This window comes from Psychromonas ingrahamii 37, from assembly GCF_000015285.1.
GTDB lineage: Bacteria > Pseudomonadota > Gammaproteobacteria > Enterobacterales > Psychromonadaceae > Psychromonas > Psychromonas ingrahamii.
On sequence record NC_008709.1, the window covers coordinates 1,937,238 to 1,955,433 of the forward strand.

Annotated in this window: 15 protein-coding genes, 1 pseudogene and 1 CRISPR repeat array; of the genes and pseudogenes, 10 read left to right on the forward strand and 6 right to left on the reverse strand. The window is 41.3% G+C overall.

Annotation, left to right across the window (positions count from 1 at the left end; genetic code table 11):
• The first annotated feature begins 195 nt into the window (after nucleotides 1-195).
• Nucleotides 196-813 carry a hypothetical protein gene (locus PING_RS08285; protein WP_011769942.1) on the forward strand — a complete coding sequence of 206 codons (618 nt, stop codon included), beginning with the start codon at nucleotides 196-198 and terminating at the stop codon, nucleotides 811-813.
• A 1,234-nt stretch (nucleotides 814-2,047) separates the two neighbouring features.
• On the opposite strand, the gene PING_RS08290 is transcribed toward PING_RS08285, so the two are convergent.
• Nucleotides 2,048-2,809 carry a hypothetical protein gene (locus tag PING_RS08290; protein WP_011769943.1) on the reverse strand — a complete coding sequence of 254 codons (762 nt, stop codon included), beginning with the start codon at nucleotides 2,807-2,809 and terminating at the stop codon, nucleotides 2,048-2,050.
• Nucleotides 2,810-3,260: 451 nt separating this feature from the next.
• On the opposite strand from PING_RS08290, the gene cas3 reads away from it, so the two are divergent.
• Genes cas3 through cas2e form a run of 8 tightly spaced genes read left to right on the forward strand, consistent with a single transcriptional unit; the run spans nucleotide 3,261 to nucleotide 11,172 of the window.
• On the forward strand, nucleotides 3,261-5,732 hold the full coding sequence (gene cas3, locus PING_RS08295; protein WP_011769944.1) for a CRISPR-associated helicase/endonuclease Cas3: 2,472 nt from the start codon (nucleotides 3,261-3,263) through the stop codon (nucleotides 5,730-5,732).
• Nucleotides 5,733-5,734: 2 nt separating this feature from the next.
• On the forward strand, nucleotides 5,735-6,277 hold the full coding sequence (cas6e, locus tag PING_RS08300; RefSeq protein ID WP_011769945.1) for a type I-E CRISPR-associated protein Cas6/Cse3/CasE: 543 nt from the start codon (nucleotides 5,735-5,737) through the stop codon (nucleotides 6,275-6,277).
• A gap of 9 nt (nucleotides 6,278-6,286) precedes the next feature.
• The gene (locus PING_RS08305; protein ID WP_011769946.1) at nucleotides 6,287-6,718 is read left to right on the forward strand and encodes a hypothetical protein; all 432 of its coding nucleotides are present in this window, start codon (nucleotides 6,287-6,289) and stop codon (nucleotides 6,716-6,718) included.
• 32 nt (nucleotides 6,719-6,750) lie between these two features.
• Nucleotides 6,751-7,764: a type I-E CRISPR-associated protein Cas7/Cse4/CasC gene (gene cas7e / locus PING_RS08310; protein ID WP_011769947.1), complete on the forward strand. Its 1,014-nt coding sequence runs from the start codon at nucleotides 6,751-6,753 to the stop codon at nucleotides 7,762-7,764.
• 20 nt (nucleotides 7,765-7,784) lie between these two features.
• Nucleotides 7,785-8,438 carry a type I-E CRISPR-associated protein Cas5/CasD gene (gene cas5e / locus PING_RS08315; RefSeq protein ID WP_011769948.1) on the forward strand — a complete coding sequence of 218 codons (654 nt, stop codon included), beginning with the start codon at nucleotides 7,785-7,787 and terminating at the stop codon, nucleotides 8,436-8,438.
• Nucleotides 8,425-9,891, forward strand: a complete 1,467-nt coding sequence (gene casA, locus PING_RS08320) for a type I-E CRISPR-associated protein Cse1/CasA (RefSeq protein ID WP_011769949.1) — start codon at nucleotides 8,425-8,427, stop codon at nucleotides 9,889-9,891. The genes cas5e and casA overlap by 14 nt, the downstream gene beginning before the upstream one ends.
• A 54-nt stretch (nucleotides 9,892-9,945) precedes the next feature.
• On the forward strand, nucleotides 9,946-10,863 hold the full coding sequence (gene cas1e, locus PING_RS08325) for a type I-E CRISPR-associated endonuclease Cas1e (protein WP_011769950.1): 918 nt from the start codon (nucleotides 9,946-9,948) through the stop codon (nucleotides 10,861-10,863).
• A gap of 12 nt (nucleotides 10,864-10,875) precedes the next feature.
• A complete protein-coding gene (gene cas2e, locus PING_RS08330; protein ID WP_011769951.1) occupies nucleotides 10,876-11,172 on the forward strand; it encodes a type I-E CRISPR-associated endoribonuclease Cas2e in 297 nt (98 codons plus the stop codon).
• A 77-nt stretch (nucleotides 11,173-11,249) separates the two neighbouring features.
• Nucleotides 11,250-14,025: direct repeats of the CRISPR family, unit length 29 nt; unit sequence GTGTTCCCCGTGCCCACGGGGATGAACCG.
• Between the two features lie 15 nt (nucleotides 14,026-14,040).
• Here the strand turns inward: cas2e and PING_RS08335 are convergent.
• The 5 genes from PING_RS08335 to PING_RS08355 all read right to left on the reverse strand — a co-directional run bounded on the left by PING_RS08335 (nucleotide 14,041) and on the right by PING_RS08355 (nucleotide 16,938).
• The gene (locus PING_RS08335; protein WP_011769952.1) at nucleotides 14,041-14,610 is read right to left on the reverse strand and encodes a recombinase family protein; all 570 of its coding nucleotides are present in this window, start codon (nucleotides 14,608-14,610) and stop codon (nucleotides 14,041-14,043) included.
• Between the two features lie 150 nt (nucleotides 14,611-14,760).
• Nucleotides 14,761-15,612 carry a hypothetical protein gene (locus PING_RS08340; protein WP_011769953.1) on the reverse strand — a complete coding sequence of 284 codons (852 nt, stop codon included), beginning with the start codon at nucleotides 15,610-15,612 and terminating at the stop codon, nucleotides 14,761-14,763.
• A gap of 142 nt (nucleotides 15,613-15,754) precedes the next feature.
• Complete coding sequence (locus tag PING_RS08345; protein WP_011769954.1) at nucleotides 15,755-16,210, reverse strand: YagK/YfjJ domain-containing protein; 456 nt, start codon at nucleotides 16,208-16,210, stop codon at nucleotides 15,755-15,757.
• Nucleotides 16,211-16,525: 315 nt separating this feature from the next.
• Nucleotides 16,526-16,699 (reverse strand): helix-turn-helix transcriptional regulator, encoded by a 174-nt coding sequence (locus PING_RS08350; RefSeq protein ID WP_011769955.1) that lies wholly within the window; start codon nucleotides 16,697-16,699, stop codon nucleotides 16,526-16,528.
• The gene (locus PING_RS08355) at nucleotides 16,699-16,938 is read right to left on the reverse strand and encodes a helix-turn-helix transcriptional regulator (RefSeq protein ID WP_011769956.1); all 240 of its coding nucleotides are present in this window, start codon (nucleotides 16,936-16,938) and stop codon (nucleotides 16,699-16,701) included. The genes PING_RS08350 and PING_RS08355 overlap by 1 nt, the downstream gene beginning before the upstream one ends.
• Before the next feature lie 285 nt (nucleotides 16,939-17,223).
• Here PING_RS08355 and PING_RS19885 point away from each other — a divergent pair.
• A pseudogene (locus tag PING_RS19885) lies at nucleotides 17,224-18,195 on the forward strand (IS256 family transposase).
• Nucleotide 18,196 lies beyond the last annotated feature (1 nt).

Genomic DNA, 18,196 nt, shown 5'->3' on the forward strand with positions numbered 1-18,196 from the left:
GATAGCCCTTATTTATATGCAGTTATAATTATTTTGATCCATTTACAAATAATTACATATGCTATTCAACTGTTTTATTGCGTGTTCTGGTCTAATCTTTAACAATAAAAAAAATTAAACGTGTGTTATTAAGAATGCAGACTAATACACTGTTAGCCCACCCCGGTAGCCCTCAAATATTTAAAAGGAGTTGTTATGAAAGTTTTCACTAGTGTTCTTTGTTTGTTTGGTTTAATTACAGTGCTTACTGGTTGTGCCACGCCCGGCCCCCTCGTGAATAGCAGCATCACACCCGAAGTAAGAAATGCTATTGCTTATTGTAGTGCGGGCATAGCGTCGGAAACAGGTCTGAAAATTGAAGCGGCCATTGTTGAAAATGGAGGGAAGATTGATACTGTTCTACATGACAAAATTACAGGTGTTTTTGCAAGTATACCTGGTGTTACGGAAGCTAACGCTGTTGCTTCGCAAAAGCTGTACATGGATTGCCTCGACAAAAAAACATCACAAGAGAAAACATCTTCAATTGAAGCTTGCCATGCAAAATTGGCATGTGAAATAGACACCATGCAACAGTTCTGCAATTGCAGAACCATTATTACCGAAATGACCATTGAAAAGGGGTATTCTGATTCGTTTGGGGACAAGATGCTAAAAGAGCGGTGTTACTCTGGACAGTACGATCTAAGGGAATGTTGGAATGGCGAAGATGTAAATATGGCGCGTGCATCCTGCACAGTTTTATTGCAAAGTAATGGGCGTGAGCTGCCAAAGGCAATGACGGGAACATGCCTGACCAAGCAAAAAGACTAACCCGACATTCAACCCGGACTCCGCAAAAGCGCGTAACCAATTAATTTTACGTTATAAATCAATTGAAACTAATATACATATGAATATTTTTCAAATTATTAAGTCGTTAGGAACGCTGTTGTTTGAAATAGCTATGTGGTTTTATTTTTGACCTAAAACCCTAATGAAAATAGTATTAAAACCAAAGTGGATTGCTGGACATATAAGAAATGAGTTAACAAAAAGTATAATGATCAATTTAGGGAAATCTTAAACCCATTATTATTTTTTGTTTTAAGCATTGTGCCAATTTATGTTTTTAGCGAAATTAACCTTGCAAGGAATACAATTCCTGAATAAATTAAAATTCCGGTGCTCCCCATTGAATTTAAATTTAGTATAAATGTAAATTTAAATGTAATGTAATGTTGCCTCTATTACTATCTATCTTATTCGTAAAATACAAAAAAGAATCAATTACAAGAAGTACAGTATATTTCATTTTCTTATTTAACTGCATGGCATGCTCAGTTTTTTTATTATTACTTACAGTATGTTCTAATTTAATATTGCCTATCCTTGTGAAGGGAGAGGTAAATTGGTCTTATATGATAGCTCTTCCTTGTTTTTTGTATGCTCAATCAGCATTAATAAAGGATGAGCTGGGGATTGGTAATATATAGTGTTTATGGCCAAAAAGAGTTAATGCAGAACAGAATGTATCTCCCTAATAGATAAATACTATGATAATTTGTGGACTTATAACCGATCAGTAAACCAGACCGAAAAAATCGTCCCATTGCTCTTCTGTCGAAGCTATGGTGGAACTCGGGCGTACCTAGTTCCTTGTCCTACGTCACCCTCCATTTCAAACTTTTCCAACTCCACCGCAGAAGTTGTAGGTTTTGCGAAGGAACAGGGCCACAAGGTTGAAAGCCTTTACCAGCCATGAGGGCTCAGTAAGGAAGTACTGTGATGTCGGCTAATAAGGCAAATGCAGTCTCTTACAAAATCTAGTTTAAGGATAGAAAGATTTTTTACGCTCGCTCTTGGGAGAAAGCGAGCGTAAATGGGGTAGTCTCAACAGATAAATAGTGCAAAAGTTCTAAGGTGATGTATGGACTCCACTTTTATTCGTTAATACCCCTAAAAGATGATTCCTAGAAACGTAGGTGATATTCCCATCAGGTAATAAGGCACTATTTAGTGCCAACGCATATAACCTTTACACATAAATGGTTAGCCTAGTATTTACTCATTCGATTGGCCCATCTAATTTCATAATCTCGTAATATACTTCATCAATTTTTGGTTTGTTCGCAGCTATTTCCCGATTTAATTTATCAATTTGCAGTTCGAACTTGTTTGTTAATATGATGGCTCTTTCTGTATCAGCTTTCATTTTTTCTTGCTTAAGCAGCGACATCTCTAATGATTCGATACGTGCTATTTGGTTGTCCTCATGAATATAAAATTTGTCATGCATAATCTGTAAATTGTTCTTTTTCGCGGCTGTAATATCATCTTTTAGGTCTGAATCGATTTGCTTAACAATAACCATCGTGTGTAATAGTTGTATACGCACCAAATTAAGCTCATCACTTAATGATGCTGTTGAAGCAGATAAGTATCGTCGGACATCTTCATTCGTGCAGAGGAATGTACTGTAATGGCCAAATTTTCGTGCATTTTGATTACCAAGTGACGCTACTCGTTTCTGTGGTGGCGGTTTTTTCAAGAGGGCAGTGTTTGCAAAAGTATCACTTTTATTTTTGTTAACCGATTGAATTTTATGCTTATAACTTTTTGGAACTGTTGTTTTGCGAGTGCATTTGTCATTTTGTGCTGCGCGTAGTTTGCGCACTCTGTACTGCGTATTTTTTTCATTTACTTTGATATGTCGTCGCGCGCTAGCGTAATTAATATTTGTCTGTTTACACCAAGCTTTGACAGATATTTCGTTACGAGCATGCTCATTTATAAAACGCTGAGTTAATGCTTCCCAATCAGTTAACATGACAACCTCACCAATAACTTTTCAAAAAATACACATATAAAATGCCGTAAACAACATTTTAATCTATATGTAGTTGCTAAACCCTATAAATCCGCTTTTTGTAGTAAAAAACATCCCTTTGATCAATTTCTATTGTTTACTAGGATAAATCCTTGAAATGGCTTGCAGGGCTTGTATGGCAAGGGCTGGTGGCTATTAGGCGAAATCTTTTATCTTTGGATTGTCGTTGGATGATAAAATTTCAATTTTGCTTTGTTGATACCTCACCATTGTTACATCTATCACTTTTTCGTTATTTTATTTTTACTTTTTTCCTTTGATTATTGATAAAAAATGCTAATAAGGTAGTCTGCAATCATTTTTCAATAAATAAATACTGTGTTTTATCTTAAGCACTACATTTCCTGACCTACAAATTGCGTAGAGCCAAAGGTTAAATCGTGGAGCGTTAATGAAACATTTAATAAATAGAAAAAATTCTCACGATGAAAAAATTAACACTTATTTCATGTACTGGGGAAAGGCAAAGAGCGAGTCACAGGCAACGGGTGCTGATTATCATTTATTACCCTATCATTGCTTAGATGTGACGGCGGTAGCTGATGTGTGGCTAGAGGAATCTAATATTCTACTGTCGCAAATATCTTGTTATTTGGACACAACTCAAGATCAGGCAAAACGAATTTGCTTGTTTTTTATCCTACTCCACGATTTAGGAAAGTTTGATGCGCGCTTTCAAAACTTCCGTGAAGATATTCGTCAAATATTACAAGGTGATGATTGGGAAATTGAACCAGATCCAACCTATTACTCGCATGGCTCTTGCGGTTATCGGCAATTTAGTGAGATGTTCGATACTAATGAAGCGATGAAAGCAGTGGCGGGGCATCACGGTTCTTGTGATACCTCTCAGCCCTACCATGATCCAGATGCGGATGACGAGCTGCTAGAGCTAGATGAACAAGCTAGAAAGGAATGGGTTGAGTTCAGTCTTGACTTTTGTCAGTTAAAAGAAGTTCCCGATGTCGGTGATATTCCCATGTTGGCCGGTTTGTGCAGTGTTGCTGATTGGGTGGGGTCATCCATCACTAATTTCACAACTGATCCATCTATTAATTTACAGCAGTATTATCAAGACACTTTACTTCGAGCAAGAAAAGCACTCGTCGATACAGGCATGATTGAAAAATCACAGGGAGCGGGGTTTGCTTATTTATTTAACGGGTATCGTCCTCGGGGCATTCAAACATTATTGAGTGAGATGCCATTAAAAGCGGGACTGACCTTAGTCGAGTCGGATACCGGATCAGGTAAAACAGAATTTGCGTTAGCTTATGCGTCCTCTCTTATTGAAGCTGGGCTTGCAGATGGAGTGGTATTTGGTTTACCCACACAGGCAACCGCCAATGGTCTATTTTCTCGCGTGGGAGATGCTGCAAAGAAATTATTTCCTGATACAAAAACGACACTTGCGCATGGTAAATCTAAATATTTGATGTCAGATGAAAGCGGTTTTTTACAGCAATCAAATAAACGCGCTTTCTTAGGCTCAATGTCAGTGGCAACCATAGATCAAATTCTGATGGGCGTGCTGGGTATTCGCCATCAATTTGTCCGTTCATTTGGTACGCGAAAATCTGTGTTGGTGCTCGACGAAATTCACAGTTTTGATGCCTATATGTTGGGCCTTATCGAACAAGTTTTAAAAGGGCAGCATCAAGCCTATTCAAGTGTGATTTTACTTTCCGCCACATTGCCTAATACGCTAAAAGAAAAACTACTCTCAACTTACAAAGGAAAATCGCTTAATAATGCGTATCCGCTTGTTAGCCATACTGACTTATTCGCTACTACCCAAGAATTTACCTTGCCTAAGCAAGCAACTAACAAAACGATCACTTTAAAAACATGGTGTAGCGATGATCTCTTACCCAGTATTAATCAGCGAAAAAAGATGATTGATTGGGTATCTCAGGGCGCTATGGTTGGGGTTATTTGCAATACAGTAAAAGATGCACAGCGGTTATATCACCAGATTAAAATAGCAAATCCAGAACTGAAAATAGAATTGTTTCATGCGCGTTTTACCTTTGGCGACAGGAAAAAACGAGAAGATCAGGTGCTTAAAAATTATGACAAAAATGCTAAACGCACGGGACGACTGCTTATTGCCACTCAAGTAATAGAACAATCACTTGATTTAGATTTTGATGTGCTAATCAGTCAAATTGCACCTATTGAATTTTTGATGCAGCGCATGGGCCGATTATGGCGGCATGAGCGTATAGACAGTGGTTTATGTCCGCGGGCAAGTTGTATTAAAGCACCTTTATTTATCACTTTATTACCCAATGAGAAAATAACAGATCTGACATCGAGTGAGCAATTAAAGCATCATTACCAAGGCAGCGGATATGTTTATCAAAATAGCCGCTTACTTTATCGCACTGAGCAATATCTAAATCAACATCCATTGTTACATTTTCCTGATTGCTACCGAGAGGCGATAAATTATGTTCACGAGGAACAATCTTACTCGGAGGAGCCACAAGTTTTAACTTCCGTGGCAGATGAATACAGTATTATAGCTGATGGTAGTAACTATACCGCTCGTTCTTTAAGCAAACTGCAGTCAAAGCCACTTAATGATGTTGATCCGCGCTGCGCATTGTTAACCCGAGATGGTGAAATGAGTGCCACTGTAGTGCTATTTAAGGAAGACGGTAGTTTATTACACGGTGGGGATTTTAATGAGCAGCAAGACCGAGAAAACAGCACAGTCGCATTGGCAAAAAAACATGCCAAAGGGATAAAGGACGAACGCTATTACTGCTATAAGGCGGTAGTGGACAAAGATATTATTTATAACGAGATGGGGTTTATAACGACCGATCTCATCGATGAATTAACAGCAGGGAGTTAACTATGTATTTATCACAGGTGATGCTCAACACGCATGACATTTATGAGCAGCATCAAGCTATTTGGAGTTTGTTTGAGAATGTAGCAGATCGTAAGCGTGATCACTTATTTCGGGTTGAGGTCGCGGATCGGCAATCGTGTAAAGTTTTGTTGCAATCAAGCACTGAGCCTAAAAGCAGCGAACAAGCCAAGGTGTTAGCCAGTAAGTCATTTTTGGCTGAGATTAAGCAAGATGCATTTTATAAATTCAAGCTGCTGGCTTACCCGACAAAGTGTTTAAGCCAAGGTAAAAAAGTAATAGAAATAAAAGAGGCTAATGAACAGGTACAGTGGCTACAGCGAAAGCTTAGTGGTGCCAATGTTACTGTGACAGCCATGGATGACCTCATGGTGCGCAGTAAAAAGTCATATAACAGCCGCTTCGTCTGCTTTGAAGGTATTTTACAAGTAACAGATAGTGAACAAATACAGCGTGCATTAGTGATGGGAATTGGCCGTAAAAAACATGCGGGAGCAGGTTTGCTATCACTTGCCCGCACACAATAGGGAGAAGGTATGTATCAAAGAATATATCAAGCTTATCAGTTACTAAGTAATGGTGATAAGGCAGATTTGAAACGCTGCAATTTAAAGAAATTGGCCGATTCCCCCGCCTATTTTCGAGTGTTAAAATTCAGCAGAGCGAAAGATACACCGCAAACACAGCGTATTTTGTATTTATTGGTTGGCCTTAAAATGAGTGATGATCAGCCAGGCGTGAATGTTGCCAATGCATTATTAAATGCGGGTGTAAAAGAGGCGCAAATCATTCAAATCACGCGTAGTGGTGATAACGGCATTGATTACTTAAAACGCCAGCTAGTACGCTGTGAAAATATTAAGCTTGAAAGTATCGGCAAGTTAGCTCAATTTTGGGGTGACAATGCCCGCCGTAATCTATTAAAAAACTTCATTTTATCAGCTAACGATACACAAACCGCTAGCTAACCATTATCAAATTAATCCAAAGGATATTTTCCATGACAACGTTTATTAATATTCATACCCTTATTTCTCATCCATCATCGATGATGAATCGTGATGATTCAGGCATGCAAAAAACCGCTGTTTTTGGTGGTAGTGTACGCAGTCGTATTTCCAGCCAATGTTTAAAGCGTGCTATTCGCCAAAGCGATATTTATGGAGAAGCAGTTGCTGAAAAGTCTATTCGTACCAATAAGTTTGATGAATTGTTAGATCTATGCAAAGAAGCAATGCCTGAAACTGATATTAAACTAATTGAAGATGTGTTGTTAAACATGGGTTCGAAAGTAACTAAAGATAAGAAAACTGAGATACGCAATTTCGATGCTGTTCAACCTTATGCAATAGGCTCAATACGTGAAGCCATTAATATGGTGAATGAAGGAACTGAATTAAAAGATCTTAAAAAAATTGTGCAAATCCCAACCATTGATGTGGCGTTGTCAGGTCGGATGGATGCTAGCTGCCCACCGCGAAATGTTGAAGCGGCAATGAGTGTGGCACACAGCTTAACCACGCACAGCGCGGATATTGAAGTAGATTGGTTTACCGCCTGTGATGATTTAGCAGAGCAAGGCTCCGGACATATAGGGACAACGGAATTCAGCTCGGGCGTATTTTATCGTTATGCGTCAATCAATGTTGATTTATTGGCAAAAAATGTTAAATCCACTGTGAGTGAAGTAACACCCATTATTAATACTATGATCCGCTGTTTTGCTCAGGTATCACCTAGCGCCAAGCAAAAAGTATTTGCAGCCTACAATCAAGCTGATTTTGTGATGGCCACACATTCCAACCAGCCGATTTCCCTTGCCAATGCATTTAGAAAACCGATTGAAAATAATGGTGATGTGATGGAAAACTCGATCGCTGCGTTAGTGAAACATTATGAAAAGCTCACCAATGCTTATGAGCTTGACTCAAAAGCGATAGCACTCGATTTAACCGATAGTGCGCAAAGTAAACAAATCAATTTGGTTAACAAAATCAGTGATATTCGTTTTTAAGTTTGCATAGGATACGTGTGATGAAAACCTTGATATTAAAAACCGAAGGAATGTCGGCCTACGGTCTGCAAACTTTTGATGTGCACCGTAGAGCAAATCACTTTCCAACGCGCTCAGCCATTATGGGCATTCTGGGTGCCGCCATGGGGATAACTCGTGAAAATTTTAATGAACTATATGCGCTCTCGGAGCAGCTTAAAATTGCAGTACAAGTGAACCTGAGTGGCGAAAAAATGGTGGATTACCATACAGTCCAACACTTTCGCAGTCCACAGGGGAAAATTCAAAAGGGAGTTAAACCGACCTACCGGGAATACTGGTGTGATAGCGAACATACCTTTGCAATCAGTGCTGCTGAGCACGTAATTGAAAAATTGGTAAACAGTGTGAAATTTCCTGAATTTACTCTGTTTCAGGGGCGTAAATCTTGTCCTTTAACCCGGCCATTATTTGAAGCTGTAACTGATGATGATAACCCCGCCAATGCGTTGAAAAACCATGGAGAACAAGGTCAAATTTTTAGTGATATTAGCGGCGATAATCAACTGGCGATTGTCCAGGTGCGCGACTTGATCACCGCAATACCACGCAAATACGCCATGCGGACAGTCTATGTTTGCGGTCAAATAGCAAAAGTACAGAATGATAAGGAGGAAATGAATGAACCTGCTTAAAGACGATTTTATTTCAACCTCACAAGGCAAAATCTCCTTAAAAACAATTTTAACCGGTGAGCAGAACTATCAACTGCAATACTATTTTGATGAAATTCAGCTGGCAATGTTACAACTGTTAAGTTCGCTAAGCACTGTTGTATTACAACCAACGGTTCAAGAGCTTAAAGATTATTTAAAAAATGGATTAACACCTGAACAATATGAAGCTGCTTTGGACAAAGTAGAAAGCCAATGGTTTGAAAGCGATTGTTTTATGCAATCTAAACCGCCAACTAATGCTAAATGGCCTGATGCCCCAATTACCAAGTTACTATCTGGCATTGAATGTGGAACATCTGCTAATGCGATGGGGCTTTTCTCGGAAATTGAACAAGCAGAAATAAGCTGTACCGACTGCATGCATGCATTGAATTATAACTTGCACATGAATATCAAGGGTGAATGCTTTGGTCCTACAGGTGCCACCGGTATTCGAGGTGGAGGGGCAATTAGTACCTTAATCGCAGGTGAAAATTTAAAACAAACACTTTTGAATAATACCATTGCCAAAGATTATTTTAATGATTATGCACAACTTGACAGCGATGCCGAGCAGAGACCGATGTGGGTAGCCCCCTTATCAGGGAGCGTTTATCAGGCATCAAAAATCGGTATTAATCGTGGTTTATTTGCTTTGGCGTATCACATCGGTTTTAACATTGAAGATAAACCTTGTCTTTGTGATGTTTGCGGTAGTGAGTCGGAACAATCAGTAAAAACATTTAATCGTGAAAAATATAAAGGTAATTATGGTTCAACTAAAAATGGACGAGAAGCTGGGGCTGGCTGGTGGCCACATCCTTATACACCGCGAACCATAAAAGAAGAAGGGGCTTTTGCGGTGTGTGCGCGTGATCAAAACTGGCAAAGTTGGCAAGAACTTGGAAGTTATATCGTGGGCAAAGAAACGGATAAAGCGACGCTAGAGCCTGCTTATATTATTAAGCAATTTCAATATATGAAAACCCCGCGTCAAACCAATTTATTAGTCGGTGGCAATATTGCGGATCAAGGAGGGATTACGGGTCGGGTATATGATTTGTATTCCATGCCCTCATCGTTGAATAAACACTTGAGCAAAGTGACTCAGGTACTTGATTCAGGGCTTGATCAAAAAAACCGCTTATCGCAGGCATTTAACAAAATGTTTGGCGCAGGCTATGACAAAAATTTTGTTGGGGGAATTAAAGAAAATGCGATGTACCGCTTTACGGCAAATGCTCAGCAAATTATCCAACGAACCCTGCTTGATGTTGAACGCAAAGAAGCCACTGAATTAAGAAAAACAGCCGTCATTGAACTTAAGCAAGAAGCACAACGGATCTTTATGGGAGTTCAACGAAAATATCAGCATGATCTTCCTCTTTTTAAAGCATTAGTAAAAGGAGAGAGCGCACTCTATCGAAAATAACAAAGAGAATACCTTATCGAAGGGGTATTGCCATTAACATAAGGAGGTTGAAAGGTGACATTTATTCCCCTTAAACCCATCCCAATAAAAGCGCGAACGTCCATGATCTTTGTGGGAATGGGACAAATTGATGTAAAAGACGGCGCATTTGTCGTTATTGATAAAAATGGCGAACGAATGCATATCACAGTCGGCACTATCGCATGCATTATGCTTGAGCCGGGTACTCGGGTTAGTCATGCGGCCATTAAACTTGCCAGTATTTGCGGCACGTTGCTTATTTGGGTGGGTGAAGCGGGCGTTAGGCTTTATTCTGCCGGGCAGCCTGGCGGTGCGCGCAGTGATAAATTACTTTATCAAGCCAAATTGGCATTAGATGCTGAATTGCGTTTAAAGGTTGTTCGTAAGATGTTTGAACTCCGTTTTGGTGATGAAGCACCGCAACGCCGCAGTGTTGAACAATTACGTGGAATCGAGGGGGCTAGGGTAAAAAAAACCTATCAGTTACTCGCTAAGCAGTATGGGGTTGAATGGCATGGTCGACGCTATGATCGAAAAGACTGGGATAAAGGTGATACCATTAATCAATGTATCAGTGCTGCGACCGCTTGTTTGTATGGCATTACCGAGGCGGCAATTTTAGCGGCAGGTTATGCCCCGGCGATCGGATTTTTACATACAGGAAAACCCTTGAGTTTTGTCTATGATATTTCCGATATTATAAAATTTGAAACGGTTGTGCCAGTCGCCTTTCAGGTTGCAGCTAAAAAAACATACTCTCCAGATCGGGATGTACGCATTGCATGCAGGGAATCTTTTAGAAAAACCAAAATCTTAAAAAGGCTTATTCCTCTGATAGAAGAAGTGTTAGGCGCTGGAGAGATAAAACCACCAGAGCCTTACGAAAATGCACAGCCACCCGCTATTCCTATGCCTGAGACGATAGGTGATGACGGTCATCGTACTTCTTAACAAGGAATTAATATGTCAATGGTCACAGTGGTAACAGAAGCTATTCCACCTCGTTTGCGGGGGAGATTAGCGGTTTGGCTATTAGAAGTTCGAGCGGGTGTCTATGTAGGTGAGGTTTCTGGGCGAGTACGAGAGATGATCTGGTATCAGATTAATGAACTTGCTGAGAATGGAAATGTTGTTATGGCATGGTCAACCAATACCGAATCAGGGTTTGATTTTGTCACTTACGGTGAAAATCGCCGTATGCCAGTTGAGTTGGATGGATTGAGATTGGTCAAATTTAAACCTGAAATTAAAGAAAACTGAACAAAATTTGCTCTTTAAAAATCGGTAATTATTGAAGTACTCTATTTATCCTTACAAAACAATGATATATACTTAGAGTGTTCCCCGTGCCCACGGGGATGAACCGGTTATAGATTGGCGGGGGGATTCTAGGGACACGTGTTCCCCGTGCCCACGGGGATGAACCGACAAATTTTGTGCGGCTTGACCTGCTTTGCGGGTGTTCCCCGTGCCCACGGGGATGAACCGTAAAATCACAGAGTCATGGTTCGCTGGTCCTCGTGTTCCCCGTGCCCACGGGGATGAACCTCGCGTTGCCGCCGTAAAAATGGTTATCATAGTGTGTTCCCCGTGCCCACGGGGATGAACCGCCTTTTAACTTCGCTCTGTGTTCTGGATTGGTGTGTTCCCCGTGCCCACGGGGATGAACCGTGATGATTGGCTTGATATTTTGGCACGTTGGCGTGTTCCCCGTGCCCACGGGGATGAACCGTTAATGCAAGGCCACAACGTTTTTGGATCATGGTGTTCCCCGTGCCCACGGGGATGAACCGCCTTATTAGTTATTTAATTAATATATTTAATAGTGTTCCCCGTGCCCACGGGGATGAACCGCTTAGAGCGCGGAATGTATTAGAAAGTAAAAAGTGTTCCCCGTGCCCACGGGGATGAACCGTGCAATCTATCGAATCTATGAACACTGAAGCAGTGTTCCCCGTGCCCACGGGGATGAACCGCTCTTTCTGCCTTGGCAAGTTCTGCTAATTCTGTGTTCCCCGTGCCCACGGGGATGAACCGCTTATGTGATGCTTTCCAGTAATCGCCTAATAGTGTTCCCCGTGCCCACGGGGATGAACCGCATGAAATATATGAGAGAAAATCCGCCAAATCGTGTTCCCCGTGCCCACGGGGATGAACCGTTGCGAACAGTTGAAGATTATCAGCTATCAAAGTGTTCCCCGTGCCCACGGGGATGAACCGGGTAATAATAGTTTTTTTAGTTCAAACTGTTGGTGTTCCCCGTGCCCACGGGGATGAACCGGTGATCATTTCAAATGGCACTACATCACCACTGTGTTCCCCGTGCCCACGGGGATGAACCGTGCAGACATAAAATCATGTGGTTGTGGTAATGGTGTTCCCCGTGCCCACGGGGATGAACCGCGCGATATTTATTAATCTTTTGTATTGAAAAGGTGTTCCCCGTGCCCACGGGGATGAACCGCATGAACACGCACTATTGATGATTATAGCACCGTGTTCCCCGTGCCCACGGGGATGAACCGCTGGCTATACACTGTAAACGTTATGCAAAAATGTGTTCCCCGTGCCCACGGGGATGAACCGCAATATAACTATTAAAAACCAATCCCAATCATGTGTTCCCCGTGCCCACGGGGATGAACCGCGTAAAATGTTCCGGTTTAATTGCTACATTAGAGTGTTCCCCGTGCCCACGGGGATGAACCGTGCCATTTTAGGCGCTCTAACGCTGCCGCTTTGTGTTCCCCGTGCCCACGGGGATGAACCGCAAGCGTGCCTGATTTGAATATTGATCAGACAGTGTTCCCCGTGCCCACGGGGATGAACCGCGTTCATTCCGCGATACACGCGCCTTACGATAGTGTTCCCCGTGCCCACGGGGATGAACCGCTCTTGTGACCAAGGCACTATCGCCATGCACAGTGTTCCCCGTGCCCACGGGGATGAACCGCCTCACCCAGATGAACATAACCAAACTGATTGTGTGTTCCCCGTGCCCACGGGGATGAACCGTGATACTTGGTGCGGTAATCCGTAAAACTCAAGTGTTCCCCGTGCCCACGGGGATGAACCGTAGCAGAAATAGCAGCGTAGGCAATGGATTTTGTGTTCCCCGTGCCCACGGGGATGAACCGCTTTCAAGTCAGATCAGCCGCTTAGTTTCCCGGTGTTCCCCGTGCCCACGGGGATGAACCGTCAGATTGTATTTTGTGAGCGTGTGCAACTGTGTGTTCCCCGTGCCCACGGGGATGAACCGCAAAACAATTAGCAGTGATATGTTTATATAATGTGTTCCCCGTGCCCACGGGGATGAACCGTAAATTACAAGCCGCCAGGATGGCCTGAGACTGTGTTCCCCGTGCCCACGGGGATGAACCGGAGCAAAAACAGAACCCGCATTTTAACGAGGTGTGTTCCCCGTGCCCACGGGGATGAACCGGTATTGAGTTAGCAACCTGGCGAATGATGAGAGTGTTCCCCGTGCCCACGGGGATGAACCGCCAATAACTTGATCATGGTTTTGAGCGTGTATGTGTTCCCCGTGCCCACGGGGATGAACCGCAAGTACAACCTGATTAAGTTTAGCGACTCTGGTGTTCCCCGTGCCCACGGGGATGAACCGCGGTAAAGACAACAGTAATAAATCGCTGTTAAGTGTTCCCCGTGCCCACGGGGATGAACCGTATTAAGCCATAAATTAGCAGTGGCAAATAAAGTGTTCCCCGTGCCCACGGGGATGAACCGGTTCTCGAAAAGCTAGCAATTTGACTTAAATCGTGTTCCCCGTGCCCACGGGGATGAACCGCAATGACAAATTAAACGTAAAAGTAGTGCACCGTGTTCCCCGTGCCCACGGGGATGAACCGCAGATTGATGTTAATGCAATAACTGAAGATAAGTGTTCCCCGTGCCCACGGGGATGAACCGCAGCCGACCATGGGCGATAGGAAAATATCTGGGTGTTCCCCGTGCCCACGGGGATGAACCGATAGGATTATGTATCAAAGATCATCAGCAGCAGTGTTCCCCGTGCCTACGGGGATGAACCGCTTCAGTCACACTGCACTGTTCCGTGTTGTGAGTGTTCCCCGTACTCACGGGGATGAACCATTATAATATAATGCTTCAATTTTTATTCCAATAACGCTTAACTGTTGCTATCGACAAGCCTGTTGCTTTAGACGCTTTACTTTGGCTAATTCCTGTTGCTTTCGCATCTTGCACCGTTTCTATGGTGTTAATCGCGACGGGGCGGCCTAATTTTTTACCTTCTGCTTTTGCACGCGCAAGGCCTTCATTGGTGCGTTCGATGATTCGATTACGTTCAAACTCGGCAAATGCTGAGAACATTTGCAGCATTAACTTTCCTTCTGGGCTTGATAGATCTGCAACGGGTAAGTCTAAGCAAATAACCTTTATTCCTTTACCGGTTAAGTTTTGAATTGTTTGTTGTACATTAATGTTGTCACGGCCAAGACGGTCAAGTTTGAGAACAATTAACGTATCGCCTGATTCAAGTTTGTTATCAACCAGGTTTTTAAACTCAGCACGTTTTTCTGTCGGGGTTGAGCCTGAACAAGTTTCGGTGATCACACGTTGTGCTTCGACACTATACCCTGCATTGCTAATTGCTAAGATTTGATTTTCAGTTGTTTGCTCTGTTGTCGAAACGCGGCAATATGCAAAAGTTCTCATAAATCTATTCCATCTGTTTTTGTTTACTACTGGTATCAACAAACGTAATCATAAATGATTGTTGGCATCAAAAAAGCCTGATACCGTTTAATGATACTCATTTCAGTGCGTGATTAATGATGTCATTTAACGAGTGTTTGTTGATACCAGTCAGCTGAGTGTTTTTTTCTTGCGTTTCATGGCTGGAGCGAACACTCTCTCAAGGCTATATCCTCTACCAATCCTAGTCCTAACAGTTACAATATTAAGCCCATACCTCTCCGCATGTTCTTTTACGGTCAGGAATTGTCCATCATACTCAAGGCGCTTGGAGTGTTTGTTATAAATCCGTTGATCTCCCACTGGTAGTAGTAATGCCTCTTTAATGCTCCAACCTTGGTTCAGTCGATACCTAACGGTGGCTTCTCCTTGCCCGTATTTTTCAGCCATTCGATATAATGACAAGGTTTCACCTTCGAAGGTGATTTGGATAGTTCTGCAAGTGTTAAATGCTTGAGTATTTGCATCTGCCCAGCGACAATTTTCAGGACAGTAATTGCCATTGGAATCTATTCTATCCAGTGACATTCCTTCAGGCCTTTGGCCCATATCTTCATAAAACGCCAGGAAATCACCAACCCATCTATCACAAATTTTAATACCTTTGCCACCATATATGTTCCAATGGATACCCTTAGGATTTGAGCACCTTTCTTTCATCCCTCGCCATGACTGATATTCAGGCGTGCCCACCATGCCATGCGTTTTATTTCTCGCTGCTGTGACTTCTGATTTTTGGCACCCGCACGACTTAACTTTATGGTAAACCAAACTTGAAGTAGATTTGATTGTTGTATGACCGCATGTACAAACACACTTCCATTGATGTCGCCGGCTTTTCTTACCTGTTTTTTTGTTCGTTACAACCTCACATCCAGCATACTCAAGAACAGTTAACCTTTCTGTCTTGTAACCGATTAAATTGTGGCTGCAGGAGTTAATTTCTTCTTTAATTATTGACATAGACATATTCCTTTATGATTGTTAATTATAAAATAATGTTAATTTATCAAGCATATAGATGAACTCAGTTGTAATAATTTAAATGCTGCTGTTTGGTTACAAACCAATATCGATGAGTAATATGCTCACCGTAATATTTTGGTTATGTTGGTTTAGGCCTAATTCGGCTTGTGCCATAATCATTTGCCCGTGCAGTGTTTTTATCCTTTGTCCATACCTTGGCTTGATAAGATAATCGCTCAATCGCTTCCGCTTTGTTTATTTCCGTATCTCTTTTAATGTTGTAGTAACAATTTTCCAGCCCGTGTAAGTGACCACCTAGCGTGACTTCATCCCACATTAATTTTATTTTATGAAATAGCCTTATTGGATTTTGTATTTTTGAACCATCTACAATTATTGCCATGTGATAATGCTGTCTTGGCGACGTGTTCTGTTCCCGGCACCATGCATAACCTAATCGTTTGATTTTATAATGTTGTTTAAAATGGAAACGTAATTTACTGATGAATGCCGCGATGTATTTATTGTCTAAGCTAAAGTCAGCAACATGTAAATCGAACACATAGACAAACACCCGACTATGCCAACTGATCATATTTTCCACCTGTTCAATTATTTTTCCCATTTGGTGGGTAAATATAGGTTTACCCCTGTCACAGTTAACTTTATATATTTTTCCTTTAGTCCTATAAACAGGACTTTCACTTTTATATTTAGCCATATCAGGTATAAACTCGGCGCTAGATATTATTAATTACCCAACTGTTTTTAGGTATGTAATGCCTTGCTAGGCAAGTAATGCCTAGCCTTAAGCGGAAAATTAATTAATAACAGAAGAGGGTACAAATGCTTCAAACTGTTCAATACTGTTTCATTTTGTGTCATTCAGTATCAAATTGTTTCTCATGCATTAACCCTGTTCTTTTTTATTAAGCCATTGTTGGACGGCTTCCTCGTTCCAACCTAATGTCCTTCCGTTATAAAGTAAGGGCTCAGGGAAAATGCCCTTTTTCCACCAACGGAATAGTGTTCCACGAGAACGGCCTACAATTTTTGTTACTTCATCTGTAGTTAATAATTTCATCAGCAATTCTCACTATTTTTTTTCGCTTCAATCTGTTGATCGCGTTCTTCAATGCGTTCATTAATCCAATCCAAAATTTCGATTTCTACCCAGCCGACTGCGCGGCCACAGCCACTACTGAGGTTAATACTCATGGGAAAATCATCTGTGGCCATTTTTTTATAGATTGTTGCCCGCGCGAGCCCTGTCATATCCTTTACTTCTGGTAAGCGAATAATTTTTTTAGATTTGGTCGTCATCACTGCATCTCCTTGATAGGTAATCGACTTAATAGGTAATCGATTTTTTTGAGCTTACGGAGATTTTTTTGCATACATGGACACTTAGTTAAGTGTCCATGGACACTTAACTTTTATGGGGTAATATGTTTATTATCATTATTTTTATAGATAAAAAAGGAGGGGTTAAATTACGTTCATAAGTTGGTATTAACTGAGTTAAAACTAGGTGAGGGGGAATAAAAAGGATTGTGCAACTGCTTATTATCTATAACCTTAAAACAGGCCAAAATAATGAGTAACGCGATGAATAAAGATAAACTACAAGCACTTGCGAATGAGTTAGCTAAAGACATTAAACGCCAGATGATCTCAGTCAGTTAAGCGCTATGCTCACTAAGCTGACGGTTGAAGCTGCTTTAAAATCAGAAATGGACGAACAAATCCTAAGGTTGTATGCAAAAGGCATGAGTACTCGCGATATTGTTGCTGCTTTCCTAGAAATGTATGGTGATGAAATATCGCCAGGCTTAGTCTCTCAAGTAACCAATACCGTGATAGAGAAAGTTGTCGAATAGCAAAGCAGACCTTTAGATGCAGTGTATCCAATCGTATATATGGACTGTGTTTTTTAAAAATTCGTCAAGATAAAGGGGTGATCAACAAAGCAATTTACCTTGCACTCGGCATAAATATTGAAGGCCATAAAGAATTATTAGGTATGTGGATTTCTGAAAATAAAGGCGCTAAATCCTGGCTTTCAGTGCTGACGGATTAAAGGGTTTCCCAGAAGCCATTAATGCAACGTTCACATATGCAAAGATCCAGCTCTGCATTGTTCATCTGGCCCGTCATTCGTTAAAGTTTGTGCCTCGGAAAGATTACAAGCAAGTAACCAGTGACTTAAATCGAATATATCAGTCTGTAAAAGAAGCTAAATTAGAGCTCGAACATTTCAGTGACAAGTGGGATGATAAATACCCTCAAATAAGCCGTTCTTGGCGTGTTAACTGGGAAAATTTAAACACACTTTACGATTATCCCGCCGATATTCGTAAAGTAATTTATACAACGAACGCGATTGAATCATTAAATAGTGTCATTAGAAAATCGGTTAAAACGAGAAAAGTATTTTCGAGCGATGATGCTGCATTTAAAGTTGCCTATTTGGCAATTCAAGCAGCTTCTAAAAAGTGGACGATGCCAATAAGGGATTGGAAACTAGCTTTAAATCGTTTTATAATTAAATTTGAGGAGCAGTTAGCTCCCCATATCTAAC